The 21,796-nt window shown below is 67.2% G+C and carries 30 protein-coding genes and 1 tRNA gene; 5 read left to right on the forward strand and 26 right to left on the reverse strand.

Features of this window, described 5'->3' with window-relative positions; translation table 11 throughout:
- Window positions 1-8: 8 nt before the first annotated feature.
- From IEX93_RS05825 to IEX93_RS05835, 3 genes are read left to right on the forward strand one after another with little or no spacing between them, the layout of a single operon-like run.
- Window positions 9-1,073 (forward strand): prepilin peptidase, encoded by a 1,065-nt coding sequence (locus IEX93_RS05825; RefSeq protein WP_188847304.1) that lies wholly within the window; start codon window positions 9-11, stop codon window positions 1,071-1,073.
- Window positions 1,074-1,109: 36 nt separating this feature from the next.
- Entirely contained in the window at window positions 1,110-1,610 is a 501-nt protein-coding gene (locus tag IEX93_RS05830) for a DUF2939 domain-containing protein (protein WP_188847305.1), read from the forward strand.
- A 10-nt stretch (window positions 1,611-1,620) separates the two neighbouring features.
- The gene (locus IEX93_RS05835; protein WP_188847306.1) at window positions 1,621-2,541 is read left to right on the forward strand and encodes a nitroreductase family protein; all 921 of its coding nucleotides are present in this window, start codon (window positions 1,621-1,623) and stop codon (window positions 2,539-2,541) included.
- Here the strand turns inward: IEX93_RS05835 and IEX93_RS05840 are convergent.
- A complete protein-coding gene (locus IEX93_RS05840; protein ID WP_188847307.1) occupies window positions 2,538-3,173 on the reverse strand; it encodes a C40 family peptidase in 636 nt (211 codons plus the stop codon). The two genes, IEX93_RS05835 and IEX93_RS05840, sit on opposite strands and share 4 nt — an antisense overlap.
- A 799-nt stretch (window positions 3,174-3,972) precedes the next feature.
- Between IEX93_RS05840 and IEX93_RS05845 the strand changes: the two genes are divergently transcribed.
- Window positions 3,973-4,048: transfer RNA gene (locus IEX93_RS05845), tRNA-Trp, on the forward strand.
- Between the two features lie 38 nt (window positions 4,049-4,086).
- Window positions 4,087-4,785: an FAD-dependent oxidoreductase gene (locus tag IEX93_RS05850; protein ID WP_188847308.1), complete on the forward strand. Its 699-nt coding sequence runs from the start codon at window positions 4,087-4,089 to the stop codon at window positions 4,783-4,785.
- On the opposite strand, the gene mutY is transcribed toward IEX93_RS05850, so the two are convergent.
- From mutY to IEX93_RS05975, 25 genes are all read right to left on the reverse strand, one after another.
- Window positions 4,678-5,679 carry an A/G-specific adenine glycosylase MutY gene (gene mutY, locus IEX93_RS05855; protein ID WP_188847309.1) on the reverse strand — a complete coding sequence of 334 codons (1,002 nt, stop codon included), beginning with the start codon at window positions 5,677-5,679 and terminating at the stop codon, window positions 4,678-4,680. The genes IEX93_RS05850 and mutY overlap by 108 nt on opposite strands.
- Window positions 5,679-6,101, reverse strand: a complete 423-nt coding sequence (locus IEX93_RS05860; RefSeq protein WP_188847310.1) for a CoA-binding protein — start codon at window positions 6,099-6,101, stop codon at window positions 5,679-5,681. Before IEX93_RS05860 ends, mutY begins: the two co-directional genes overlap by 1 nt.
- Window positions 6,101-6,361 (reverse strand): hypothetical protein, encoded by a 261-nt coding sequence (locus IEX93_RS05865; protein WP_229906103.1) that lies wholly within the window; start codon window positions 6,359-6,361, stop codon window positions 6,101-6,103. The genes IEX93_RS05860 and IEX93_RS05865 overlap by 1 nt, the downstream gene beginning before the upstream one ends.
- Before the next feature lie 11 nt (window positions 6,362-6,372).
- Entirely contained in the window at window positions 6,373-7,215 is an 843-nt protein-coding gene (locus IEX93_RS05870; protein ID WP_188847311.1) for an NAD+ synthase, read from the reverse strand.
- Window positions 7,202-8,074 (reverse strand): nitrilase-related carbon-nitrogen hydrolase, encoded by an 873-nt coding sequence (locus IEX93_RS05875; protein ID WP_188847312.1) that lies wholly within the window; start codon window positions 8,072-8,074, stop codon window positions 7,202-7,204. Before IEX93_RS05875 ends, IEX93_RS05870 begins: the two co-directional genes overlap by 14 nt.
- A 1-nt stretch (window position 8,075) precedes the next feature.
- Window positions 8,076-9,638 carry a 1,4-alpha-glucan branching protein gene (locus tag IEX93_RS05880; protein ID WP_188847313.1) on the reverse strand — a complete coding sequence of 521 codons (1,563 nt, stop codon included), beginning with the start codon at window positions 9,636-9,638 and terminating at the stop codon, window positions 8,076-8,078.
- 4 nt (window positions 9,639-9,642) lie between these two features.
- A complete protein-coding gene (locus IEX93_RS05885; RefSeq protein WP_188847314.1) occupies window positions 9,643-10,452 on the reverse strand; it encodes a [LysW]-aminoadipate kinase in 810 nt (269 codons plus the stop codon).
- A 10-nt stretch (window positions 10,453-10,462) separates the two neighbouring features.
- Window positions 10,463-11,497, reverse strand: a complete 1,035-nt coding sequence (argC, locus tag IEX93_RS05890) for an N-acetyl-gamma-glutamyl-phosphate reductase (protein ID WP_188847315.1) — start codon at window positions 11,495-11,497, stop codon at window positions 10,463-10,465.
- The gene (gene lysX / locus IEX93_RS05895; protein ID WP_188847316.1) at window positions 11,490-12,335 is read right to left on the reverse strand and encodes a lysine biosynthesis protein LysX; all 846 of its coding nucleotides are present in this window, start codon (window positions 12,333-12,335) and stop codon (window positions 11,490-11,492) included. The genes argC and lysX overlap by 8 nt, the downstream gene beginning before the upstream one ends.
- 50 nt (window positions 12,336-12,385) lie before the next feature.
- Entirely contained in the window at window positions 12,386-12,550 is a 165-nt protein-coding gene (lysW, locus tag IEX93_RS05900) for a lysine biosynthesis protein LysW (RefSeq protein WP_188847317.1), read from the reverse strand.
- A complete protein-coding gene (locus tag IEX93_RS05905; RefSeq protein ID WP_188847318.1) occupies window positions 12,544-12,852 on the reverse strand; it encodes a paraquat-inducible protein A in 309 nt (102 codons plus the stop codon). The genes lysW and IEX93_RS05905 overlap by 7 nt, the downstream gene beginning before the upstream one ends.
- 9 nt (window positions 12,853-12,861) lie before the next feature.
- Window positions 12,862-13,353 carry a LeuD/DmdB family oxidoreductase small subunit gene (locus tag IEX93_RS05910; RefSeq protein WP_188847319.1) on the reverse strand — a complete coding sequence of 164 codons (492 nt, stop codon included), beginning with the start codon at window positions 13,351-13,353 and terminating at the stop codon, window positions 12,862-12,864.
- A complete protein-coding gene (locus tag IEX93_RS05915) occupies window positions 13,346-14,596 on the reverse strand; it encodes a 3-isopropylmalate dehydratase large subunit (protein ID WP_188847320.1) in 1,251 nt (416 codons plus the stop codon). Before IEX93_RS05915 ends, IEX93_RS05910 begins: the two co-directional genes overlap by 8 nt.
- 15 nt (window positions 14,597-14,611) lie before the next feature.
- Window positions 14,612-15,742, reverse strand: a complete 1,131-nt coding sequence (gene lysS, locus IEX93_RS05920; protein WP_188847321.1) for a homocitrate synthase — start codon at window positions 15,740-15,742, stop codon at window positions 14,612-14,614.
- Window positions 15,743-15,885: 143 nt separating this feature from the next.
- Complete coding sequence (locus tag IEX93_RS05925) at window positions 15,886-16,677, reverse strand: isoprenyl transferase (protein WP_188847322.1); 792 nt, start codon at window positions 16,675-16,677, stop codon at window positions 15,886-15,888.
- A gap of 41 nt (window positions 16,678-16,718) precedes the next feature.
- Window positions 16,719-17,837 carry an acyl-CoA dehydrogenase family protein gene (locus IEX93_RS05930; RefSeq protein WP_188847323.1) on the reverse strand — a complete coding sequence of 373 codons (1,119 nt, stop codon included), beginning with the start codon at window positions 17,835-17,837 and terminating at the stop codon, window positions 16,719-16,721.
- Between the two features lie 37 nt (window positions 17,838-17,874).
- Window positions 17,875-18,438, reverse strand: coding sequence for a UbiX family flavin prenyltransferase (locus IEX93_RS05935; protein ID WP_188847324.1), 564 nt, complete (start codon window positions 18,436-18,438; stop codon window positions 17,875-17,877).
- 64 nt (window positions 18,439-18,502) lie between these two features.
- On the reverse strand, window positions 18,503-18,880 hold the full coding sequence (rplL, locus tag IEX93_RS05940) for a 50S ribosomal protein L7/L12 (RefSeq protein WP_188847325.1): 378 nt from the start codon (window positions 18,878-18,880) through the stop codon (window positions 18,503-18,505).
- 10 nt (window positions 18,881-18,890) lie between these two features.
- A complete protein-coding gene (rplJ, locus tag IEX93_RS05945) occupies window positions 18,891-19,412 on the reverse strand; it encodes a 50S ribosomal protein L10 (RefSeq protein WP_188847326.1) in 522 nt (173 codons plus the stop codon).
- Window positions 19,413-19,611: 199 nt separating this feature from the next.
- Window positions 19,612-20,301, reverse strand: coding sequence for a 50S ribosomal protein L1 (rplA, locus tag IEX93_RS05950; protein WP_188847327.1), 690 nt, complete (start codon window positions 20,299-20,301; stop codon window positions 19,612-19,614).
- Window positions 20,294-20,737, reverse strand: coding sequence for a 50S ribosomal protein L11 (gene rplK / locus IEX93_RS05955; RefSeq protein ID WP_188847328.1), 444 nt, complete (start codon window positions 20,735-20,737; stop codon window positions 20,294-20,296). Before rplK ends, rplA begins: the two co-directional genes overlap by 8 nt.
- Before the next feature lie 43 nt (window positions 20,738-20,780).
- Complete coding sequence (nusG, locus tag IEX93_RS05960) at window positions 20,781-21,335, reverse strand: transcription termination/antitermination protein NusG (protein WP_188847329.1); 555 nt, start codon at window positions 21,333-21,335, stop codon at window positions 20,781-20,783.
- Window positions 21,332-21,514, reverse strand: coding sequence for a preprotein translocase subunit SecE (gene secE, locus IEX93_RS05965; protein WP_188847330.1), 183 nt, complete (start codon window positions 21,512-21,514; stop codon window positions 21,332-21,334). The genes nusG and secE overlap by 4 nt, the downstream gene beginning before the upstream one ends.
- The gene (rpmG, locus tag IEX93_RS05970; RefSeq protein WP_188847331.1) at window positions 21,514-21,678 is read right to left on the reverse strand and encodes a 50S ribosomal protein L33; all 165 of its coding nucleotides are present in this window, start codon (window positions 21,676-21,678) and stop codon (window positions 21,514-21,516) included. The genes secE and rpmG overlap by 1 nt, the downstream gene beginning before the upstream one ends.
- A gap of 46 nt (window positions 21,679-21,724) precedes the next feature.
- Window positions 21,725-21,796 (reverse strand): EF-Tu C-terminal domain-related protein (locus IEX93_RS05975; protein ID WP_188847335.1); only part of this gene is annotated, 72 nt, incomplete at its 5' end.

Below are 21,796 nucleotides of genomic sequence, written 5' to 3' on the forward strand. Positions count from 1 at the left end.
ATGCCCCCATGTGGCCCCTCTTCGCCCTGGTCTTGGGCCTCGTGGTGGGCTCTTTTCTCAACGTGGTGATCCATAGGCTTCCCAAGGGGGAGTCCATCGCCTACCCCCCTTCCCGGTGCCCCGCCTGCGGGCATAGGCTTGGGGCCCTTGACCTGGTCCCCGTCCTCTCCTACCTCCTCCTAAGGGGGCGGTGCCGCTACTGCGGTGGCCCCATCTCCCCCCGCTACCCCCTGGTGGAGGCCCTTACCGGAGGGCTCTTCCTCCTCGCCGCCCTCTTCTTTCCCCCTGGAGTGGAGGCTTTCCTCGTCTTCCTCTTCCTCGCCTTTCTCGTGGCTCTCGCCTTCGTTGACCTGGACACCTTTGAGCTTCCCGATCCCCTCACCTACGGGCTTCTCTTCCTGGGGCTTCTTGCCTCCTGGGCCCTGGCCTTTCCCCTTCCCTTTAGGGAAAGCCTGGACGGGGCCCTCCTTGCTGCCGGGGGGCTTGGCCTCGTGGCGGGGTACGGGAACCTTTTCCTGAGGCGCTTCAGGGAGCCTAAGCCCGAGGTCCCCGTGGGCCCCCACCAGGTCCACATGGCGGCCCTCTTCGGAGCCCTTTTGGGCCCGGGGGTGGGGATGGCTCTGGCCTTCCTCTCCTGGGCCCTCTCGGGACGCACGGGCCGCCCCGTGGTCCTCCCCGACCGGCTCACCCTCCCCCTTTGGCCTTTCGCCCTCCTCCTCGCCCCCACCCTAGGCCTAGACCTCCTGGAAAACCTTAAGGGAAGCCTCCTCGCCGCCGGGGGGCTTGCCCTTGCCGGGGGGCTTTACTGGGCCTTCCGGCCCCTTCCCGAGGAAGAAGAGGAGCCCGTGGCCATGGGCTACGGGGACGTGAAGCTTTTGGGGGCCTTAGGGGCTTGGCTTGGGCCTTACGCTTTCCTGGCCCTATTCCTTGGGGTCTTCGCCGGAGCCCTGGTGGGCCTTCTCCTCAGGCAAAGGAAGCTTCCCTTCGGCCCCTACCTCGCCCTTGGGGGGGTGGTGGCCTTCTTCTTCGGGGAGGCCATTTTTGGGGCTTACCTCCGGCTTTTGGGCTTTTGAACGGGGGGTGGGCTTGCCCTCTCCTATCCTGAAACCATGAGGGACATAAGGGCATTCCTGGCGGCGCTTGGGCTTTTGGCCTTGGGCCTTGTCCTTTACACCTGGGCCTCCCCCTACCTCTTCCTCCGCAACCTCCAGGGGGCCATCCTCGAGGGGGACCGGGCCCGTCTGGAAAGGATGGTGGACTTCCCTCAGGTGCGGGAGGGCCTCAAGGCCCAGATCCACGCCCAGCTCCTCAAGGAGGTGGGGAAGGAAGTCCAGGCCAACCCCTTCGCTGGCCTCGCCTACCTTTTCGCCGCCGGGCTTGTGGACCCCTTGGTGGAGGCCCTCGTCTCCCCGGAGGGCCTCGCCGCCTTGGGCACCGGGGCCGAGCCCGGGGAGGCCCCCAAGGAGGAGGTGCGGAACTGGCGGCTCCGGTACCAGGGCTTCCGCACCGCCTACATCCACCACAAGGACGACCCCCAAAGCCGCCTCTACCTGGAACGCCAGGGGCTTTGGGGCTGGAAGGTGGTGCGGCTGGAGTTCCCCCTGGAGTAGCATGGCCCCCATGGAGCTTCTGGAGGTCCTGGCCAGAAGGCGGAGCGTCCGGCGCTTCAAACCCCTTCCCATCCCCGAGGAGGACCTGGAAAAACTCCTCTTCGCCCTGCAGCGGGCCCCCACCGACGCCAGCGCCCAGCTCTATTCCGTGGTGCGGGTGAAGGACCAAGCCCTCCGGGACGAGATCGCAAGGCTTTCCGGGGACCAGGAGCACATCAGGCAAGCGGCGGAGTTCTTCGTCCTTTTGGCCGACATCCACCGCCTGGAAAGGCTTCTCGCCCACCGGGGGCAGAGGATGGCCCCTTGGCCCAGGACCGCCCTCCACTTCGCCATCCTGGACGCGGGGCTTGCCGGGGCCTATTTGGCCCTCACCGCCGAGGCCCTGGGCTACGGGGTCTGCTTCATCGGAGGGGTCTTGAACGGGGTGGAGGCCCTCGTAGACCTCCTTGGGCTTCCCCCCGGGGTTCTCCCCGTGGCGGGGCTTGCCGTGGGCGTCCCCGACGAGGAGGGCCCCCCGAGGCCCAGGCTTCCCCGGAGGCTTGTGGTCCACGAGGACCGCTACCGCCCCTACACGGAAGCGGACCTGGAAGAGGCCTACCAGGCCATGGCCCCCTACAGCCGGGTGGGGGACTGGAACCGGGTCCTGAGGCGCTACTTCGCCGAAGGCGGCACCATGGAAGAGCGGGAAAGGCCCTACGGGCGGGCCCTCGCCCGGCAGGGTTTTGACCCCGACCTGCCCCAAGGGGCCCCCTTCTACTCCCTGGGGGCCTTGGTGGAAGAGGCCCTGGAGGAAGGAAGAGGGGTGCTCTTCCGCCGGGGCGAGGCCTGGCTGGAGCGGGAGACCGAGGCCTTCCGGGGGGAAGGAAGGCCGGGCGAGGCCCTCTACACCGCCCTAAGGAAGGCCCGGGGGGAGATCCCCGGCTGGCCCTAAGGCCCCCTAGCCTCCTGGACCACCCGCCTGGCCCCCCGGTAGACCTTTTGGTAGAAGGGGGCCTCGAGGCTCTCTATCACCACCCGGCTCCCGTAGCTGGAGGCGTGGGCGAAGACCCCCCGGCCCAGGTAGATCCCCACGTGGTCCACCTCCTTTCCCCCAAAGCTGAAGAAGACCAAATCCCCCGGGCGCAGGGCCTCCGCAGGGGGAAAGGCCTGGTACTGCTCCCTGGTGGTCCGGGGAAGGGCCACGCCCAGCTCGGCATAGACCTGGGCCACGAAGGCGGAGCAATCCAGGGCCAAAGGGGAGTTCGCCCCGTACTTGTAGGGCACGCCCAGATAGCGGAGGACGGCCCGGAGGAGGGGGCTTTCGGGGGAAAAGGCCTCCTCTTCCTGCAAACCCGCCGGAGAGGGCGGCTTTTCCCCTTCCGAAGGGGCTTCCTTTGGGGGAAGCCTCAGGACCTGCCCCACCTTGAGTTCAGGGGAGGTGAGCCCGTTTAGGCGCATGAGGGCCTCCACCGTGGTCCCATAGCGCCGGGCCAGGGAGAAGAGGGTGTCCCCGGGGGCCACGGTGTGGGTGGGCTGGGCCAGGGCCAGGCCCAGGGCTAAAAGCCAGGGGATTTGGCGCCGCACGGCCCCATTCTACCCCGGCCAAGCCCCCATCCCGGCGGCCAAAGGGCAAGGCTCTTGACGCGACGGATAAGGCAAATCTTGGACTTTAGAAGGTAAAGTGCAGTCCTGAAAGTGGATTGCGTGATAAGTATAGACCGGGTTCATCATCGCAGTAAGGTGCTATAATGGCCTTGTCCGGGAAGCCGAACGGGAATCTTGAAAGCCTATTTTCCCTTGGGGAAGGGCAATATGCGCTTTTGCCTTCTCATCGCTCCTTCTTCCTGTGGCTTCGCGACGAGCTAAACCCCCAAAAAGGGCCGTTATACGGCCTATGCATATTCCAAGTTTCATCTTTCTCACAAACCCCCCCTCCAGGAGCCCTCTCCAAGACGAGGTTCTTGAGGGGGTACCGTTGCACGAGATGCTTCCCCGTAAGGGGATTGCGACCTTTCCAAGGCCTCCTCCATGGAGAGGTCCACCAAGGAGGTTGCACGAGATGCTTCCCCGTAAGGGGGTTGCGATTCCAGGAAGCCCGCTTCTACATGCGTCCCCCTCTCCTCCCGTTGCACGAGATGCTTCCCCGTAAGGGGATTGCGACTTGCCCCCGGAGCCGTCGGGGTTGAAGAAGACGGGTTGCACGAGATGCTTCCCCGTAAGGGGAAAGATACATGCGACACCCAGAAGGGGCGTGGCGGCGCCGCGCCGTGGGGGAGCCGGGTTGGGGTTTTCCCACGGGGTAAAGGAGGGGCCCCCGCCCTTTCCCAAGCCGCCTACCCCCTTGGCCCAAAGGCCAAGGGTGTGCTAGAATCCCCCAAGGCGGGGGCCGTTAGCTCAACTGGCAGAGCACCGGTCTCCAAAACCGGGGGTTGGAGGTTCGAGTCCTTCACGGCCCGCCAAGGTGCCCTCCTCCCAAGGAGGGCTTCTTTTTTGGGGTATGCGCCGCTACCAGGTCCTCATCGTAGGGGCGGGCTTCGCGGGAAGCGAGGCCGCCTACCTTCTAGCCCAGAAGGGGGTGCGGGTGGGCCTCCTCACCCAAAGCCTGGACTCGGTGATGATGCCCTTTCTGCCCCCAAAGCCCCCCTTCCCCCCAGGAAGCCTCCTGGAAAAGGCCTACGACCCAGAGGACGAGCGGGTCTGGGCTTTCCACGCCCGGGCCAAGTACCTGCTGGAGGCCGAGGACAACCTGCACCTTTTCCAGGCCACGGCCACGGGGCTCCTCCTGGAAGGGGAGCGGGTGGTGAGGGTGAACACCTGGGAAGGCCCCCCGGCCCTGGCGGAGCGGGTGGTCCTGGCGGTGGGAAGCTTCCTCGGGGCGAGGCTTTTCCTGGGCGGGGTGGAGGAGGAGGCGGGGAGGCTTTCCGAGGCCAGCTACCCGGACCTTTGGGAGTCCCTTAAGGCCCTGGGCTTCCGCTTCGTGGAGCGGGAGGGGGAGGTCCCCGAGACCCCCACCACCCCGGGCTATAGGGTGCGCTACCAGGCCTTCCACCCCGAGGAGTGGGAGGAAGCCACCTTCCGCCTAACCCGCCTAAAGGGGCTTTACGCCGTGGGCCTCTGCGTCCGGGAGGGAGACTACGCCCTCATGAGCCAGGAGGGGAAGCGCCTTGCGGAGCACCTTCTCCATGAGCTTGGGTAGGGGCCTCTTCCAAGGGTCCTCCCCCTCTCCCGGCCAAAGGGCCCCCCGCACCTCCACAAGAAGCCTCCGGTGGGTGAGGGCGTGGCGCACTTCCCCCAAGGGGAAAGAGCGCACCCCGAAGGCCGCCTCCCGCCGCGAAAGCTCCTCCGGGGGAAAGAGGGGCACGCCGTAAAGCCCCTGGAAGCGCCCTTGAAGGCGCTCCAAATGGACCCCCTTCCGCCCCAAGAGGACCAGGGCCATAAGGCGCTCCTCGGGCGCCTTTCTCCTTCGGGGAAGGGGGTAGCGCCCCCAGTCCCCCTTGCCCTGGCAGAAGGCCGCTAGGGGGCAGTTGGGGCAGCGGGGGTTTTTCGGTAGGCAGACCACCGCCCCAAGCTCCATGAGGGCCTGGTTCCAGGTCCCGGGGTCCACGTCCGCGGGAAGGAGGCCCTGGGCGAGGGCGAAAAGCTCCTTTTCCTTGGGGCTTTCCTGGGCAAAGAGGCGGGAAAGGACCCGGCGCACGTTCCCGTCCACCGCCGCCACCCGTTCCCCAAAGGCGATGGAGGCCACCGCCGCCGCGGTGTAGGGCCCGAGGCCGGGAAGCCCCTTGAGCTCGGCGAAGCTAGGGGGAAGCTCCTCCACCCTTTGGGCCAGGCGGTGGAGGTTTACCGCCCGCCGGTAGTAGCCCGCCCCCTGCCAGACCTTAAGGACCTCTTCCAAGGAGGCCTCCCGCAAGGCCTTCAGGGTGGGAAAGCGCTCCAGGAAGCGGCGGTAGTAGGGGATGGCCTGCTCCACCCGGGTCTGCTGCAGGAGGACCTCGGAGACCAAAATCCGGTAGGGGTCCTTCTCCCCCCGCCAGGGAAGGAGGCGGGCGTTTTGGCGGTACCAGGCGAGAAGGGCCTCCTGCCAGGCTTTCATCAGAGGGGGATGGGGCCCCGGAAAAGGCGCTTGTGCTCCACCATGAGGCAGCGGTCCGCCACCACGGGGATGCCCGCCTCCTCCAGGGCCTTCTCAAAAGCGGGGTGGGTGATCCCCGACTGGAGCCAGACGAGGCCCGGTCTCAAGGCGAGGACCTCGGGCAGGTGGTCCATGAGGGCGGAAGGGGGGCGGAAGACGTCCAGGATGTCCACAGGCTCCGTAAGGTCCTTTAAGCCTGCCACCACCTTCGCCCCGAAGAGCTCCTCCCCGGCGAAGCGGGGGTTCACGGGGAGGATGCGGTAGCCCTGTTCCCAAAGGTACTTGGGCACGTAGTGGGCGGGGCGGCCTGGGTCCTTGTGGGCCCCCAGGACGGCGATGGTCCTGGCCTCCGAAAGAAGGCGCTTAAGCTCCTGGTCTTCCATCAGCGCACCCTTCCTTCCAGGATCTTGGCCACCCGCTGGGCCTGGGCGAAGTCCAGGCGGGGCGGACGCCCTTTGAGGTAGGGAACCAGCTCCTCCGGCGGGAGCACAGGAAGCCGCCCCACCTGACGCCCCTCCAGCTTCCCGCTCACGAAGACCAAGACGGGCTCCACCTCCACCCCTAGAAGCTCCCGGAGCTTGTGGGCCTGGCGCCAAAGCTTTTTGGAAAGGGTCTTTCCCGCTTTGCCTACCGAACGGGCCATCCTTCCCTCCCTTAGCGGTAGTCCAAGGGCCTGAGGTAAAACTCCCCGATGGCGGTGGAGGAAAGGAGGGCCACCGTGGGGAGGGCCCTTTTCCAGTGGGTGCGGTTCACCCGCTCCTTGACCCGCCTTAGCTCCTCCTCGGTGAAGCCCAGGCCCAGGATGTACTGGTCGGAGTAGCCCTTCAGGTAGTGCTCCAGGATCACGTCGGCCCGGAGGTAGCGGACCCCTAGGTCCGCCTCGTCCGTCTGGCCGGGGATGAGGTCGGCGGTGGGGGGCTTTTCCACCACCTCCTCGGGCACGCCCAGGTACTCCGCCAGGCGCCAGACCTGGGTCTTGTAGAGGTCCCCTAGGGGGTTGATGGGGGGGGAGTCATCCCCGTGCCAGGTGAAGTAGCCGAAAAGCCGCTCGGTCTTGTTGCCCGTCCCCAAGGGAAGGGCCTTATAGGCCTCGGACTTGTCAAAGAGGACGATCATCCGGGCCCGGGCCATGACGTTGCCCTTGCGGTGGGGGGTGAGGTCCGGGGTGAGGGCGGCGTAGCCCTCCACCATGGGGGTGATGTCCACCTCCTCCAAGGCCACGCCGAAGGTCTTCGCCACCAGGTAGGCGTGTTCCCGGGAGGTGGGGCTGCTGTCCTTATGGGGCAGGAAGAGGGCGTGGACCTTTTCCGCCCCCAAGGCCCGCACCGCCAGGGCCAGGGTGGTGGCGGAGTCCACCCCGCCGGAGACCGCCACGATGGCCTTCTCGTAGCCCCGCCAGGAAAGCTCCTCCCGGATGAAGCGGGTGAGGAAGTCGGCCACCAAGGGCCAGTTGAGCTCCAGGACCTCGTGGGCTTGGGGCGCTTCAAGGATTCGCATCCCGTCTCCCTAAAACCCGTTCCAGGTCGGGTAAAAGCAGGGGAAGGCCGGCCTCGAGGTCCGAAAGGAGGGGGCTATCGTAGCGCACCGGGGGGATCCTTTCCCGGTCCAGGTGGAAGAGGAGGGCCGCCTCCTCAAAAAGGGGGGCCTCGGCCAGGAGGCGGCCGTCCGGGCCCACCACCAAGCTCCCCCCGCTCATCCCCTTCCCCCCCTCAAACCCCACGAGGCTCGCCACCACCACGTAAAGCCCGTGCTCCGCCGCCACCGCCTGGGCCAGGGTGCGCCAGCGGAGAACATTTTCGGGCCACTCCCCCCGGAAGCCCCGGGCGGGGCTCGCCGCGGGCACGTAGATCACCTCGGCCCCGTCCAGGGCGGCGAGGGTGGCGGTGATGGAGTGCCAGAAGTCCTCGCAGATGAGGAGGGCCGCCCGGCCGAACCGGGTGTTAAAGGCCTCCACCCGCCTCCCCCGGGCCAGGTAGCGCTCCTCGTCAAAGACCCCGTAGGTGGGGAGGAAGACCTTGCGGTGGACGTGGACCAGACGGTGGGGAAGCTCCAGGTAGGCGGCGCTATTGTAGTAAGCCCCCCCGTCCCGCTCGTAAAAGCCCACCACCACGTCCAAAAGCCCCTCCCACCCCACCTCCTCGTAGACCCCCACCAGAAGCTCCAAAAGCTCGTGGCGGGTGAGGGCGAGCTCCCTCACCCCCCCTTGTAGGAAGTAGCCGGTGAGGGCGGCCTCGGGGAGGACCACCACCTCGGGGGCGTGGGGGCGGAGGGCCTCGAGGTGGGCCTTGAGCCGGGCCAGGCTTTCCTTAAGCCTCGCCTTCTCGGGCCGGAACTGCAGGACCGCCTGGCGCACCACCCTAGCCCTCCGGTCCCAGGTAGAGCCTGGGGTCGGCCTCGGGGAAGGGGTTGTCCAGGGCCTCGAGGGCCTTCAACTCCTCCGGGGAGACCCCTTTCATAAGGCGGAAAAACCTCTCGGCGTGGGCCTTGTACCGCTCCTCGGCGTAGGCCTTGGCCTGCCCCGTGTCTATGAGGAAGGGCCAGTCGGAGGCCTCCAGAAGGAGAAGCTCCCGCATGGCCTGTTGCAGGGTGGGGGTGGGCAGAACCCCCCGGGCCACCGCCTCCCGCAAGGCGGCCTCGGCACGGTACACCTCCCGCCAGTAGTCCAGGGTGGCCTCATTGAGCCAGACCCGGTGGTCCCCGCCCCGCCCCCAGGACCCTTCCGGCAAGACAGTCCGCACCGCAGGGCCCTGGACCGCTTCCCTGGCGGTGACCGCCCGAAGCCCAGGGGTCTTGGGAAGAAGCCTTAGCACCTCCTCCAGCCACGCCACCCCCTCGTACCACCAGTGGCCGAAAAGCTCGGCGTCGTAGGGGGCGAGGATCACCCCTTCCGGGTGCTTCTTCGCCAGGCGGCTTAGAAGCCCCACGAAGTGGGCGGCGTGCTCCTTGGCCTTGGCGAAGGCCGCCTCGGGGTCGTAAGGGGCCTTCTCGGAAAGGTCCGCCTTCCTGTGGGTCACCCGCCAGTGGTGGAGGCCGGAGAGGGGGTCTTTGCGGTGGAACTCCCGGTAAAGCCCCTCCCCGGGGTAGCCGTAGTCGGCGCTCCAAACTTGGAGGGCGGTCTCCTGGTTGCGGGCCAACACCCTAAGACCCGACTCCAGCTCGTGGACGTAGAAGGTGGCCTCGGCGCTCTCCACAGGGCCCAAGGCCGCCTCCCCGTAAGGGGCAAGGGGCCTCCCCCCTTGGACCAGGTGGGCGTCCACGAAGGTGTAGCGGATCCCGGCCCGCATCAATAGCTCGTCCACCCCCGGCCTCACCCCCTCCGGGGGGCCTTCCACCGGGGGCTTCCAGGGGCCCCTGGGCCGGTAGGCCATCTCCGGGAGCCAGAAGCCCGTGGGGTCCTTGGCGAAGTGGCGGCGGTAGGTGGCCACCCCCGTCTTGATCTGGGCCCATAGGGCCTCGTCGTAGCCCAGAAGGGGGGAGTAGCCGTGGGTGGCGTTGGAGGTGATGAGCTCCACCTGGCCCCGCTCCTGGGCCTTGCGGAAGGCAGCGACGAGGTCCCCGGAAAGCCTCTGGAAGTGGTCCAGGGTGAGCTCCCAGAAGGCCACCTGGTGGCGGGCACTCGCCTCCAGCTCCGTGCCCTGGTAGCGCCCGTAGTCCGCCTGGGCCCTTTCTAGGCGGTCCTTGACGTAGGCCCAAAATCCCTCCTTCACCTTGGCATCGGCAAGCTGCTCCGCCAGGATGGGGGTGATCCCCAAGGTGAAGCGGACCTCCACCCCCTCGGCAAAAAGCCGTTCCAGGGCCCGGGCCAGGGGGAGGTAGGTCTCGGCCATGGCCTCGTAGAGGGTCTCCTCCCCAAAAGGCCACATCCCGTGGGCCCGCACGTAGGGGAGGTGGGCGTGGAGGACCAGGGCGAAGCGCGCCATAGGCCTAGCGTACCACGGTGCCCTCCCCGGAAAGGGCCCGCCGTATGGGGTTTTCCACCCGGGCATCGGCGAAGACCACCCGCTTCACCCCGCCCTTCACCGCCTCCACCGCCCCCATGACCTTGCGCTTCATGCGTCCTTGGGCCAGGGCCAGGTACTCCGGGTCCTCCACCCTATCCACGGGGATCTCCCGCACCAAGGAGGCCTCGTCGGGGTAGTGGGCGAGGAGGCCGGGGACGTTGGAAAGGTAGACCAGGGCCTCGGCCCGGTAGAGGGTGGCGAGGAGGGCGGCGATGCTGTCCCCGTCGGTGTTGATGGCCTCGTTCTCGTAGCTTAGGGCGGGCGGGGTGAGGACGGGGAGGTAGCCCGCCTGAAGGAGGAGGTCCAGAAGGGCCTTGTTCACCTCCTCCACCGTGCCGGTGTAGTCGCCCCGGTGGACCTTGACCTTGCCGTTTTCCACGTACTTCACCGCCGTCTTCCTGCGGCCCACGAAAAGCCTTCCGTCCAGGCCGGAAAGGCCGATGGCGTTGGCCCCTTCCCGCTGCAAAAGCTCCACCAGGCGCTTGTTCACCAGGCCGCAGTAGACCATCTCAAAGATCTCCAGGGTCTTGCGGTCGGTGAGACGGCTCACCTGCCCTCCAGGGTGGGTGAGGAAGCGGGGCGGGTGGCCCAGGGCCTCCGCTACCTTGTTGGTCTCGCTGCTTCCCCCGTGGACCAGGATGAGCCGCACCCCCTCCTTCCACAAGGAGGCGGCGTCCTTGGCCACGGCCTCGTAGTTGATGCCCTCGGCGCCCCCTACCTTGACCACGATCACGGCGCACCCCCTACGGGTGAAGCCCCGGGAAGTCCAGGCCCAGGGTCTCGGGCCAGCCCATGCGGATGTTTAGGGCCTGGAGGGCGTGGCCGGCGGTGCCCTTCACCAGGTTGTCAATGGCCACCATGACCACGAGCCGCCCGGTGTCCTCCTCCAGCTCAAAGCCGATGTCGGCGTAGTTGGTGCCCTGGACGAAGCGGGGGTCGGGGTAGCGGTGAATCCCCTTTTTCTGCTTGACGATGCGGACGAAAGGCTCCCCGGCGTAGGCCTCCCGGTAAGCCTGCCACACGTCCCTTTCGCTCCAGCCGTCCTGGACGAAGCACTGGGCGGTCATGAGGATGCCCCGCACCCGGTCGGTGGCGATGGCGGTGAGGTGGACCTCGGGGCGGCCCGGGAGGTTCTCCACCACCTCGGCGGTGTGGCGGTGGCCCGTGGGCTTGTAGACCCGGATGGACCCCGCCCTTTCGGGGTGGTGGCTCGCCGGAGTGGCCTCGGCCCCTCCCGCCGAGGTGGAGATGAGGAGGGTGACGAAGATGGGGGTGGGCTTCAACACCCCGGCCTTGAGGAGGGGGTAGAGGCCAAGCAGGGTGGCGGTGGCGTTGCACCCGGCCCCGGCGATCCAGTCCGCCCCCTTCAGGGCCTCCCGGTGGATCTCGGGCACGGCGTAGACGAAGCGGCCCAGGAGCTCAGGGCGGGGGTGCTCCCCGTAGTACTTCCGGTAAAGCTCCGGGTCCTTGAGGCGGAAGTCGGCGGAGAGGTCCACCAGGATGGGGGCCAGGGCGCTATACCGGTCAAACTCCCGGGCCAAGACCCCGTGGGGCAGGGCCAGAACCAGGATGTCGGCGGGCTCCAGCTTCTCCGGGGAGACGAACTTGAGGTTCGTGCGTCCTCGGAGGTTGGGGTGGACGAAGGGGACGGGCTCCCCGGCGAAGCGCCTCGAGGTCACCTGCTTCACCTCGAGGTAGGGGTGGGATAGGGCGAGGCGCAAAAACTCCCCCCCGGCGTACCCCGAGGCCCCCACGATGGAAACGGTCTTCCTATCCACGGGCCACCTCCCAGGCGTAGCGCAGGATCTCCCCGGGGATGTCCACCCCCGTGGTGTGCACGGAGTTCTTGAACTCCATGGTGTGGTTCACCTCGTTCACCAAAAGGCCCCGCTCCGACTCAAAGAGGTCTATGGCCACCACCCCGCCCCCCACGGCCCTTGCCGCCCGCACGGAAAGCTCGGCGATCTCCTCGGTCAAAGGGCAGTTTTCCGCCTGGCCTCCCCGGGCGGTGTTGGTGATCCAGTGGGGGCTTTTGCGGTAGATGGCGGCGATGGCCCTCTCCCCCACCACGAAGACCCTGATGTCCCGCCCGGGCTTTTCCACGTACTCCTGGATGTAGAAGAGCTGGTGCAAAAACCCTCCCAGGACCTCCTTGTGCTCCAGGATGGCCTCCGCCGCCTCCCGGTCGGTGATCTTGGCGAGAAGCCGCCCCCAGCTCCCCACCACGGGCTTCAACACCACGGGGTAGCCGAAGGCCTCCATGAGCCTCAAGGCCTCCTCCCGGTCCGTGGCCAAGGCGGTTTTGGGCTGGGGAAGCCCCGCCCTCTCCAGGGCCACGCTGGTGGCCCACTTGTCCCCGCAGGTCTCTATGACCTCGGGGCGGTTCACCACGGGGATGCCCAAGGCGGTGAGGTAGCGGGCGGCGGCGAGGCCCCGGGTCTGGCTCACGCACCGCTCCAGGGCCACCGTGACCCCCTCAAGCGCCTCGGGCCTCTCCCCCAAGACCATGGGGAGGGCGGGGACGTAGACCTTCTTGAAGGGGATCCCCAGGGCCTCCGCCCGCTCAAAGAGCATCCTTTCGTCAGGGCGGATGCGGTCGTAAAGGATGGCCAGCATGGCTTAGCAAAAGGGGAAGGCCTATCGCCTTCCCCAAGGGCCCTTGGCCCTCACTCGCCCCAGTCCTCCGCCTCCTCGGGGGCGGGCTCGAGGCGAAGGGGGTCAAGCCCCACCACCTCCAGCTCCGCCCCGCAGTCCTCGCAGACCAAAAGCTCGCCAAGCTCCGGGTTCTCCAGCCGCAGTTCCGCGCCGCACTCAGGACAAGTGGCTACCATTCCTCGTCCTCCTCCTCTACCTCGCTCCAGTCAGGGACAAAGCTAAAGCCGCACTCCGGGCACTCCACGGCCCGGCCCTGGTCCTCCTCGGAGACTTCAAAGGTGTACCCGCACCGGGGGCAGTCCACGAAGAAGCCCTCCAGGCCCTCCTCCGTGACCTCCACCTCCAAGGGGTCCAGGGAGACCACCTCCAGGAAGGCCCCGCAGGCCTCGCACTCCAGGACGTCCCCCACCTCGAGGTCCTCGGCCAGGACCACGCTGGCCTCGCCGCACACCGGACAGACGATCTCTAGGTCCTCCATGGCTAAAGTCTACTCCCCCGGGAAGCGCCCGTGCTTCTTGTAGTAGTCTAGCAAGGACCCCTCCTTGAGCGCCTCCAGGAGGAAGGGGGGCGGAGGACGGAGCTGGAAGCGCTCCTCTCCCCGCGTCAAAACCCCCGTCTCCAGGTCCAGCTCCACTTGGTCGCCGTCCTCTAGCGCATCCACCACCTCCTCCGACTCAAAGGGGACGATCCCCAGGTTCACCAGGTTGCGGAAGAAAATCCGGGCGTAGCTTTTAGCGATGATGGCCCGGATGCCAAGCCGCTTCAGGGCCTCTGGGGCGTACTCCCGGCTGGAACCAAGCCCGGCGTTCCGCCCGAAGACCAGGATGTCCCCGGGCCGCACCTCCTCCGCGAACCCGGGCCTTAAGTGGGCGAAGGCGTAGAGGTGGAACCGGTCCTCCCCCACCATGAAGGGGGCGTACTTGCCGGGAAGGATGTCGTCGGTGTTGATCTGGTCGCCGAACTTCCAAACCCTAGCCATGGACCTCCTCCAGTTCCTCGGGGGTGGTGAGGTAGCCCGCCACGGCGCTGGCCGCCGCCACCCGGGGGCTTGCCAGGTAGATCTCGGCGTCCGGGGCCCCCATGCGCCCCCGGAAGTTGCGGTTGCTGGTGGAGACGCACACCTCCCCCGGGGCCAGAACCCCCATGTGCCGCCCCATGCAGGGACCGCACCCCGGGGTGCCGATGGTGGCCCCCGCCTCGAGGAGGGTGAGGAGGGTGCCGTCCCTGGCCGCCTCCTCCAGGACCTGGGAGCTCGCCGGGACCACCAGAAGCCGCACCCAAGGGGCCACCTTCCGCCCCTTAAGGACCTCCGCCGCCGCCCTGAGGTCCTCAATCCGGCCGTTGGTGCAGGTGCCGATGAAGACCTGGTCCACCCGCTTCCCCTTGACCTCGGCCACCTCGTGGACGTTGTCCACGTAGAAGGGGACGGAGACCCTGGGGGTGAGGGCGGAGAGGTCTATCTCCACCTCCTTGACATAGGTGGCGTCGGGGTCGGGGTAGAGCCACTCGGGCACCCGGTAGAGCTCCAGAATCTCCCCGCTCGGCACCACGAGCCCCGCCTTGGCCCCGGCCTCCACCGTGAGGTTGGCCAGGGTCATGCGCTCGCCCCGCGTGAGGGCCTCCGCCCCGTCCAGGAGGTGGATCTCCACCGCCATGTAGGTGGCCCCCTCGGCGGTGAGGAGGCGGACCATCTCCAAGGCGGCGTCCTTGGCCGTCACCCCCTTGGGGAGCTTCCCCCGGAAGACCACCTTCACGCTCTCGGGCACCCTAAGCCAGGTGCGCCCCGAGGCCGCCGCCAGGGCGATGTCCGTGGCCCCCATCCCCGTGCCGAAGGCCCCCACCGCCCCGTAGGTGGTGGAGTGGCTGTCCGAGCCCACCACCACGAAGCCCGGCTGGACGAGGCCCTCCTCCACCAGGACCTGGTGGCAGACCCCCCGGCCCACGTCAAAGACCCGGATGCCGTGCCGCTTGCCCCACTCCCGGATCTCCTTCTGGGCCTTGGCCACCTCGAGGTTGGCCGCCGGGGCCACGTGGTCTATGACGATGGAAACCCTTTCCGGGTAGCGGGGGGTGGCCTCCAGGTACTCCAGGCGCTTGAAGAAGCTCCCGGCGATGGAGTCCACCACCATCACCTGGTCCACCTCCACCACCAAAAGCTCCCCCGCCCGCACCGGGCGCCCCACCTTGTGGGAAAGGATCTTTTCCGCCAGCGTCAGGCCCATGCCCACCTCCTCAAGCTATGCGGTAACCCACTCCCTGAGAATCCGGTCCAGCTCCTCCAGGGTAAGCTGCCCCCGGTCGGCCAGGGCCTTGATGTGCTGGGTGATCCGGGCAAGCTCCTCCTCCCCGTAGTGGAGGCCGAGCTCCTGGGCCCGGGCCTTGATGGCGTGGCGGCCGGTGAGCCTCGAGGCGATGATCAGCTTCCGCTTCACCCCGAAGACCTCCGGGGGGTAAGGCTCGTAGGCCTCGGGGTTGAGGTAGATGGCCTTAAGGTGCATCCCCGCCTTGTGGCTGAAGGCCGTCTCCCCGGTGATGTAGTTGTTGAAGGGGATCTCCACCCCCACCATCTTGGCGATCATCCGGTCCAGCTCGGGGAGCATCTCCAGCCGGTACTTCCTGCGGACGTACTCGGGCTGGAGGGTGTACATGCGGGCGAGGAACCCCCCTAAAGGGGTGATCCCGTTCCGCTCCCCGATCCCCAGGATGGTGGTGTCCACGTGGGTGGCCCCGGCCTCTATGGCCTCGTAGGCGTTGGCGATGGCGCAGCCCGTGTCGTTATGGCCGTGGAACTCTATGTCTACCCTAGGCCCCACCACCCGCCGCACCTCCCGCACCAGGGCGTAGACCTGGCGGGGGGTGGCGATGCCCACGGTGTCCGCCAGGCCCACCCGGTCCACGTAGGGGGCGATGGCCTCGTAGACGGCGAGGAGGTCCTGCTCCTCGGAGCGGAAGGTGTCCTCGGCGGAGAAGCGCACCTCCACGTGGGGGGCGGTCTCCCGGATGAACTGGATCACCTCCCGGGCCTCCGCGATGATCCGGGGGATGTCCCGGCCGTGGGCCGCCCGAAGGTACTTGCTGGTGCCGAAGAGGAGGTCAATCCCCTGGACCCCCGTCTCCAGGGCCACCTTGGCGGCGTCCATGCGGGTCTGGATGTGGGTGACCACCTTGGCCTTGAGGCCCAAGGAGGCGATAACCTCGGCGTCCTTGCGGGACTGCGGCGAGGCCATGGGGGTGGTCACCTCAATGTACTCAATCCCGAAGGCGTCCAGGGCCTTGGCGATCTCAATCTTGTCCTGGGTGGAGAAGTTGGCCCTTTCAAACTGTTCCCCTTCCCGAAGGGTGGAGTCTATGATCTTCCATTCCCGCATGCGCCCCTCCCAAAAGAAAACCGGCCCGAACTCGGGCCGGGGAGGTGCAGGAATCCTCTAGGGCTATCCTGCCCCTCCCCGCCTGAGTTTTTTCTCCCGGGCCAGCATCTTGTTTGTAAGGGTATACGAGGGGCTGCATTTTGTCAACGCCCGAAGCGGCGCTCCCGGGCCTGGTAGCTCCTTAGGGCCCGCAGAAAGTCAATCTTGCGGAACTCGGGCCAGAGGACGTCGGCGAAGTAGAACTCCGAGTAGGCGGACTGCCATAGGAGGAAGCCGGAAAGCCGTATCTCCCCCGAGGTGCGGATGATGAAGTCGGGGTCGGGAAGCCCAGCGGTGTAAAGGTGGCGGGCGATGTCCTCCGGGGTGAGGCGTTCGGCCACCTCCTTGGGGGAAAGGCCCTGGGCCTCCGCCTCCAGAAGAAGCCGCTTCACCGCGTCCACGATCTCCTCCCGCCCCCCGTAGCCCAGGGCGATGTTGAGGACCATGCCCCCGTGCCCCTCCGTCCTCCGCTCCAGACGCTCTATGGCCCGGACCACCTCCGGGGAAAACCCTTCCCGCCTGCCGATGAAGCGCACCCGCACCTGGTTTTCCAGGATCCGGTGGTCCTCCGCCATCCTCTCGGCCTCCCGCAGGAAGAGGTTCATGAGGGTCTCCACCTCCTCCGGGGGGCGCTTGAAGTTGTCGGTGGAAAAGACCCATACGGTGACGGTCTTGATGCCCAGCTCCAGGCACCACTCCAGGACCTCGTAAGCCTTTTGCACCCCGAACTCGTGCCCCTTGGTGGGGGAAAGCCCCAAGGCGCGGGCGTAGCGGCGGTTCCCGTCCAGGATGAGGCCGAGGTGCTTGGGCATAGGGCCTCCCTTCACCTCCTTCAGAAGGCGCCTTTCGTAAAGCCAGTAGAGGGGCCGGGAGAGGGCGAGGAGGCGGCGGAGCATACCTTCCCCACCTTACGCCAGGGGGATGAGAAGGGTAAGCCCTAGCGGTAAAGCTCCCGGGCGATGACGAGGCGTTGGATCTCCGAAGTCCCCTCGTAGATCTCCGTCACCTTGGCGTCCCTATAGTACCGCTCCACCCGGAAGTCCCGGTGGTAGCCGTAGCCCCCAAGGACCTGGACCGCCTCCCGGGTCACCTCCACCGCCACCTGGCTGGCGAAGAGCTTGGCGGCGCTGGCCTCGAGGGTAAACCTTTCCCCTTGGTCCTTCTTCCGGGCGGCCTCCAAGACCAGGGCCCTGGCGGCGGCGATCCTCACGTGCATGTCGGCGATCTTGAAGGCGATGGCCTGGTGCTCCCTGAGCTTCTTCCCGAACTGCTCCCTTTGGTCGGCGTAGGCCCTGGCGATCTCGTAAGCCCCCCGGGCGATGCCCACCGCCTGGGCCGCCACCCCCACCCGCCCCGAGTCCAGGCCCGCGAGGGCGTAGGCCAGGCCCCGCCCCTCCTCCCCCAAAAGGTTCTCCTCGGGGACGAAGACCCCTTCCAGGCGCACCTCGGCGGTGTGGGCGGCGTGGAGGCCCATCTTCTCCTCGGGGCGGCCGAAGGAAAGGCCGGGGGTGTCCTTCTCCACCAAAAAAGCGCTGATGCCCTTTTCCGTACGGGCCATGACCACGTAGAGGTGGGCTTGGCCGGCGGAGGTGATCCAGCTCTTCACCCCGTTGAGCACGAACCCCCCGGGGACCCGCCTGGCCTCGGTGCGGAGGCTTTTGGCGTCGGAGCCCGCCTGGGGCTCGGTGAGGCAGAAGGCCCCGATCCACTCCCCCTTGGCCAAGGGAACGAGGTAGCGCCGCTTCTGGGCCTCGGTGCCGAAGCGAAGGAGCATGTACTGGGGAAGGCCGCTGGTCACGGAGACGATGACGGCCACGCTGGGGTCGGCGGCGGCGATCTCCTCCAGGGCCAAGGCCCAGGTCACGGAGTCCAGGCCCACCCCTCCCCACGCCTCCGGGGTGGTCATGCCCAGGAAGCCCAGCTCCGCCAAAGCCCGAAGCTGCGGCCAGGGGTACTCGGCCTTCCGGTCGTACTCGGGGGCGAGGGGGTAGAGGACCTCCCGGGCCACCCGGCGCACCGCTTCCAACACCAGACGCTGCTCCTGGGTGAGGGTCATCCACCCTATCGTATCACTGCACTAGGGGAAAAAAACGTCAGGTCTCGCCCCACCGGGGGGCGCGGTGGGCGGGAAGGCCCAGGTGGTCCAGGATGCGCTGGGTGAGGAAGCCCAGGAGGTCCTTGATTTCCTTGGGCCGGTGGTAGAAGCCGGGGCTTGCCGGCATCACCACCGCCCCGGCCTCGGCCAGGGCCACCATGGCCCTTAGGGTGGGGAGGGGAAGGGGGGTCTCCCGGGGCACGAGGATGAGGGGCCGCTTCTCCTTGAGGTGCACGTAGGCGGCCCGGGTGAGGAGGGTGTCGGCCAGGCCCCAGGCCACCTTGGCCAGGGTGGTGGCGGAGCAGGGGACCACCACCATGCCGCGGGTGGGGAAAGAGCCCGAAGCGATGGGGGCCCCAAGGTCGGCGTCCTTGTAGACCCGGTGGGCCAGGGGGTAGAGGTCCTTGGGGCTTAGGCCCATCTCCTCCCAGAGCACCCGCTTCGCCCCCTGGGAGAGGACCAGGTGCACCTCGGCGAGGCCCTGGAGGGCCTCCAAAAGGTCCAGGGCGTAGGGCATGCCGCTCGCCCCCGTGATCCCCACCACCACCCGGGGTAGCGCCATGGGCTCCATGGTACAAAAACCCCAGGCCCTTTGGGCCTGGGGGGCACCCCGTGGGGCGGGGGGCCTACTTGAGCTCCACCACCGCGCCCACGGCCTCCAGCTTCTTCTTGATCTCCTCGGCCTCCTGCTTGGAGATCCCCTCCTTGACGGGGCCGCCCTTCTCGGCCAGGTCCTTGGCCTCCTTGAGGCCGAGCCCGGTGATGGCCCGGAGCTCCTTGATGACCTCCAGCTTCTTGGGGCCCGCCTCCTTGAGGATCACGTCAAACTCGGTCTTCTCCTCGGCGGGGGCGGCCGCCGCACCCGCAGCGGGCACCGCCGCCACCGCCACGGGGGCCGCGGCGGTCACGCCCCAAGCCTCCTTGAGGGCGTCAATCAGCTGCTTGAGCTCCAAAACCGTAGCCTGGGAAAGCTCCTCCTTGATCTTTTCAATGTCCAGCGCCATCCTTTACCTCCTAAGCTGCTTGCTTCTCCACGTACGCTTCCAAGATGCCCACGAGCTCGCGGGCCACGCCGCCCAACACCCCCACGAGCTCCGCCATGGGCGCCTGGAGCACCCCCACGAGCTCCGCCCGGAGCTCGTCCAGGGTGGGGAGCTCCGCCAACGCCTCCACGTCCTTGGCCGAGAGGACCTGGCCCTGGAGGAGGCCGCTTTTGGCCTGGGGGATGCCCTTGGGGTTCTTCTTGGCGAAGTCCACCAGGACCTTGGCCGCCGCCACCGGGTCCCCGTAGAAGACCACGGCGCTTGGGCCCTGGAGCCCGTCCAGCTCGGGCAGGCCAAGCTCCTTGAGGGCGATGCGGATCAGGGTGTTCTTGGCCACGAAAAGGCGGGCTCCCTTTTCCTTCAGGGCCTGGCGCAGGGCGTGGGTTTCCTTGGCGGAAAGCCCCTGGTAGTCCACCAGGAAGAAGGAGCCTTTCGCCCGCTCAAGGTTTTCCTTGAGGGTGGCAAGCAGCTCAACGTTGCGCTTGTTCGGCACGCCTTCCTCCCTTTTGGGGCAGGGGAACCCCAACCGTTTTTCTGGGATCTCCGAAACGCTCCCCCTCAAGCGCCTCGGCGGGATCTTTAAGGCCTAAGCCCCCCGCTGTCTTCGGCCTGGGCGCAAAACGCGCCCGGGGTGCCACCCTGGAGTGTAAAGGAAGGGGGGCCTTGCGTCAAGCAAGGCCCCCCAAATCTTCCTAGGAGTGGGGGTTGATGCGGATGCTGGGGCCCATGGTGCTGGTCACGTATACAGAGCGAAGGAAGGTGCCCTTGGCCCCCTCGGGCTTGCTGGCCTCGAGGGCCCGGATAAAGGCCCGGATGTTATCCGCAAGCTTTTCCGCCGGGAAGCTGGCCTTGCCCACAGGGGCGTGGATGGCCCCGGTCTTATCGTTGCGGAACTCAATGCGCCCCGCCTTGATCTCCCGGATGATCTCCCCGATGTTGAAGCCCACCGTGCCCGCCCGGGGGTTGGGCAGAAGGCCCCGCGGCCCCAGGATCCGGCCCAGCTTGGAGCCCACGGCCCCCATCACGTCGGGGGTGGCCACCACGGCGTCAAAGTCCATCCAGCCGTCCAGAATCTTCTGGATGATCTCCTCCCCGCCCACGTAGTCAGCCCCGGCCTCCTCCGCCTCCTTGATCTTTTCGCCCTTGGCGATGGCCAGGACCCGCACCTGCTTACCCAGGCCGTGGGGCAGGGTGACGGTGCCGCGCACGTTCTGGTCGGAGCGGCGGGGATCAATGCCCAGCTTGGCGTGGACCTCCACCGTCTCGTCAAACTTGGCGGTGGCGAGCTCCTTCACGAGCCGGGCCGCCTCGTCAATGGTGTAGATCTTGGTGGGGTCCACCTTCTCCAGAAGGGCCCGGTAACGCTTGCCGCGCTTAGGCATCCTTCACCTCCGGAGCGCCCACCACCTCCACCCCCATGGAGCGGGCCGAGCCGGCCACCATGCGGGCGGCGGCCTCGAGGTCGGTGGTGTTCAGGTCGGGCATCTTCTGCTTGGCGATCTCCAGCACCTGCTGCCAGGTGATGCGGCCCACCTTCTCCCGCCCCGGCTTGTGGGCTCCCTTCTCTAGCCCCACCGCCTTGCGGATCAGGTAGCTTACGGGCGGGGTCTTGGTGATGAAGGTGAAGGAGCGGTCGGAATAGATGGTGATCTCCACCGGGACGATGGCGTCCCCCATGTTGGCGGTGGCCGCGTTAAAGGCCTTAACGAACTCCATGATGTTGGCCCCGTGCTGGCCCAAAGCCGGGCCCACCGGGGGCGCGGGCGTGGCCTTGCCCGCGGGCAGCTGCAGCTTCACTACGGCAACGACTTTCTTCATTTTTCCCTCCTAGGCTCCCCCCAAGTTAGGGGTGCGAACGCCCTTAGGCCTTGACCACCTGGGAGAAGTCCAGCTCCACAGGGGTCTCGCGCCCGAAGATGGTGACCATGACCTTGACCTTGCCCTTTTCGGGGATGATCTCGGTCACGGTGCCGGTAAAGTCCGCGAAGGGGCCGGAGATGACGCGGACCTGGTCCCCCTCCCGGAAGGCCACCTGGGCCTTGGGGGCCTCCTTCTTGCCGAGGAGGCCCGAGACCTCGAGGATGTGCCGAACCTCATCGGGGGAAAGGGGCACGGGGCGGTTCCCCGCCCCCACGAACCCGGTGATCCCGGGGGTGTTCCGCACCACCTCCCAGGCCTCGTTGGGGTCCTCCTCGTCCCCCAGGTCCATCTGCACGAAGAGGTAGCCGGGGAAAAGCTTCCGCCTGACCACCTCCTTCTTGCCCCCCTCGCGGATTTCCACCACCTCCTCCGTAGGGATGAGGACCTGGAAGATCTTGTCCTGAAGACCAAAGGCCTTGATGCGCTTTTCCAGGTTGGCCTTGGCCTTCTCCTCCTGCCCTACGAGGGTGTGGACCGCGTACCATTCAATGCTCATCGCAGAAGCCCTATCAGGAAGCGAAAGACCGTATCGTAGAGGCCCAGGATCACCATGAAGGCCAGGGTGAAGAGGAGGATGGCCTGGGTTCCCTCCACCACTTGCTCCCGGGTAGGCCAGGTGACCCGGGAAAGCTCCGCCCGGGCCTCCTGGAAGTAACGGACGATCCTTCCCAGCATCAGGCCTTCACTTCCCGGTGCACGGTGTGCTTATCGCACCAAGGGCAGTACTTGCGAAGCTCCAGCTTGTTGGGCGTGTTGCGCTTGTTCTTCTCCGTAGCGTAGTTGCGCCGCTTGCACTCCGTGCACTCCAAGAGGATCTTGATGCGGACCTCGCTGGCCATGCCTCACCTCGAGGGAAAAGGGGGGAGAGAGCCTCCCCCCTTGGGCCTACTCCAGGATCTTGGTGACGACCCCGGCGCCCACGGTCCGCCCACCCTCCCGGATGGCAAACCGCAAGCC

It is taken from the genome of Thermus composti (genome assembly GCF_014647535.1).
GTDB classification, from domain to species: domain Bacteria; phylum Deinococcota; class Deinococci; order Deinococcales; family Thermaceae; genus Thermus; species Thermus composti.

Coding starts and splice junctions, on each gene's coding strand:
- IEX93_RS05825 (WP_188847304.1), top strand. CDS start 9: ATGTGGCCCCTCTTCGCCCTGGTCTTGGGCCTCGTGGTGGGCTCTTTT.
- IEX93_RS05830 (WP_188847305.1), top strand. CDS start 1,110: ATGAGGGACATAAGGGCATTCCTGGCGGCGCTTGGGCTTTTGGCCTTG.
- IEX93_RS05835 (WP_188847306.1), top strand. CDS start 1,621: ATGGAGCTTCTGGAGGTCCTGGCCAGAAGGCGGAGCGTCCGGCGCTTC.
- IEX93_RS05850 (WP_188847308.1), top strand. CDS start 4,087: ATGCGCCGCTACCAGGTCCTCATCGTAGGGGCGGGCTTCGCGGGAAGC.
- mutY (WP_188847309.1), bottom strand. CDS start 5,679: ATGAAAGCCTGGCAGGAGGCCCTTCTCGCCTGGTACCGCCAAAACGCC.
- IEX93_RS05860 (WP_188847310.1), bottom strand. CDS start 6,101: ATGGAAGACCAGGAGCTTAAGCGCCTTCTTTCGGAGGCCAGGACCATC.
- IEX93_RS05865 (WP_229906103.1), bottom strand. CDS start 6,361: ATGGCCCGTTCGGTAGGCAAAGCGGGAAAGACCCTTTCCAAAAAGCTT.
- IEX93_RS05870 (WP_188847311.1), bottom strand. CDS start 7,215: ATGCGAATCCTTGAAGCGCCCCAAGCCCACGAGGTCCTGGAGCTCAAC.
- IEX93_RS05880 (WP_188847313.1), bottom strand. CDS start 9,638: ATGGCGCGCTTCGCCCTGGTCCTCCACGCCCACCTCCCCTACGTGCGG.
- lysX (WP_188847316.1), bottom strand. CDS start 12,335: ATGCTGGCCATCCTTTACGACCGCATCCGCCCTGACGAAAGGATGCTC.
- lysW (WP_188847317.1), bottom strand. CDS start 12,550: ATGGTAGCCACTTGTCCTGAGTGCGGCGCGGAACTGCGGCTGGAGAAC.
- IEX93_RS05905 (WP_188847318.1), bottom strand. CDS start 12,852: ATGGAGGACCTAGAGATCGTCTGTCCGGTGTGCGGCGAGGCCAGCGTG.
- IEX93_RS05910 (WP_188847319.1), bottom strand. CDS start 13,353: ATGGCTAGGGTTTGGAAGTTCGGCGACCAGATCAACACCGACGACATC.
- IEX93_RS05915 (WP_188847320.1), bottom strand. CDS start 14,596: ATGGGCCTGACGCTGGCGGAAAAGATCCTTTCCCACAAGGTGGGGCGC.
- lysS (WP_188847321.1), bottom strand. CDS start 15,742: ATGCGGGAATGGAAGATCATAGACTCCACCCTTCGGGAAGGGGAACAG.
- IEX93_RS05925 (WP_188847322.1), bottom strand. CDS start 16,677: ATGCTCCGCCGCCTCCTCGCCCTCTCCCGGCCCCTCTACTGGCTTTAC.
- IEX93_RS05930 (WP_188847323.1), bottom strand. CDS start 17,837: ATGACCCTCACCCAGGAGCAGCGTCTGGTGTTGGAAGCGGTGCGCCGG.
- IEX93_RS05935 (WP_188847324.1), bottom strand. CDS start 18,438: ATGGCGCTACCCCGGGTGGTGGTGGGGATCACGGGGGCGAGCGGCATG.
- rplL (WP_188847325.1), bottom strand. CDS start 18,880: ATGGCGCTGGACATTGAAAAGATCAAGGAGGAGCTTTCCCAGGCTACG.
- rplA (WP_188847327.1), bottom strand. CDS start 20,301: ATGCCTAAGCGCGGCAAGCGTTACCGGGCCCTTCTGGAGAAGGTGGAC.
- rplK (WP_188847328.1), bottom strand. CDS start 20,737: ATGAAGAAAGTCGTTGCCGTAGTGAAGCTGCAGCTGCCCGCGGGCAAG.
- nusG (WP_188847329.1), bottom strand. CDS start 21,335: ATGAGCATTGAATGGTACGCGGTCCACACCCTCGTAGGGCAGGAGGAG.
- secE (WP_188847330.1), bottom strand. CDS start 21,514: ATGCTGGGAAGGATCGTCCGTTACTTCCAGGAGGCCCGGGCGGAGCTT.
- rpmG (WP_188847331.1), bottom strand. CDS start 21,678: ATGGCCAGCGAGGTCCGCATCAAGATCCTCTTGGAGTGCACGGAGTGC.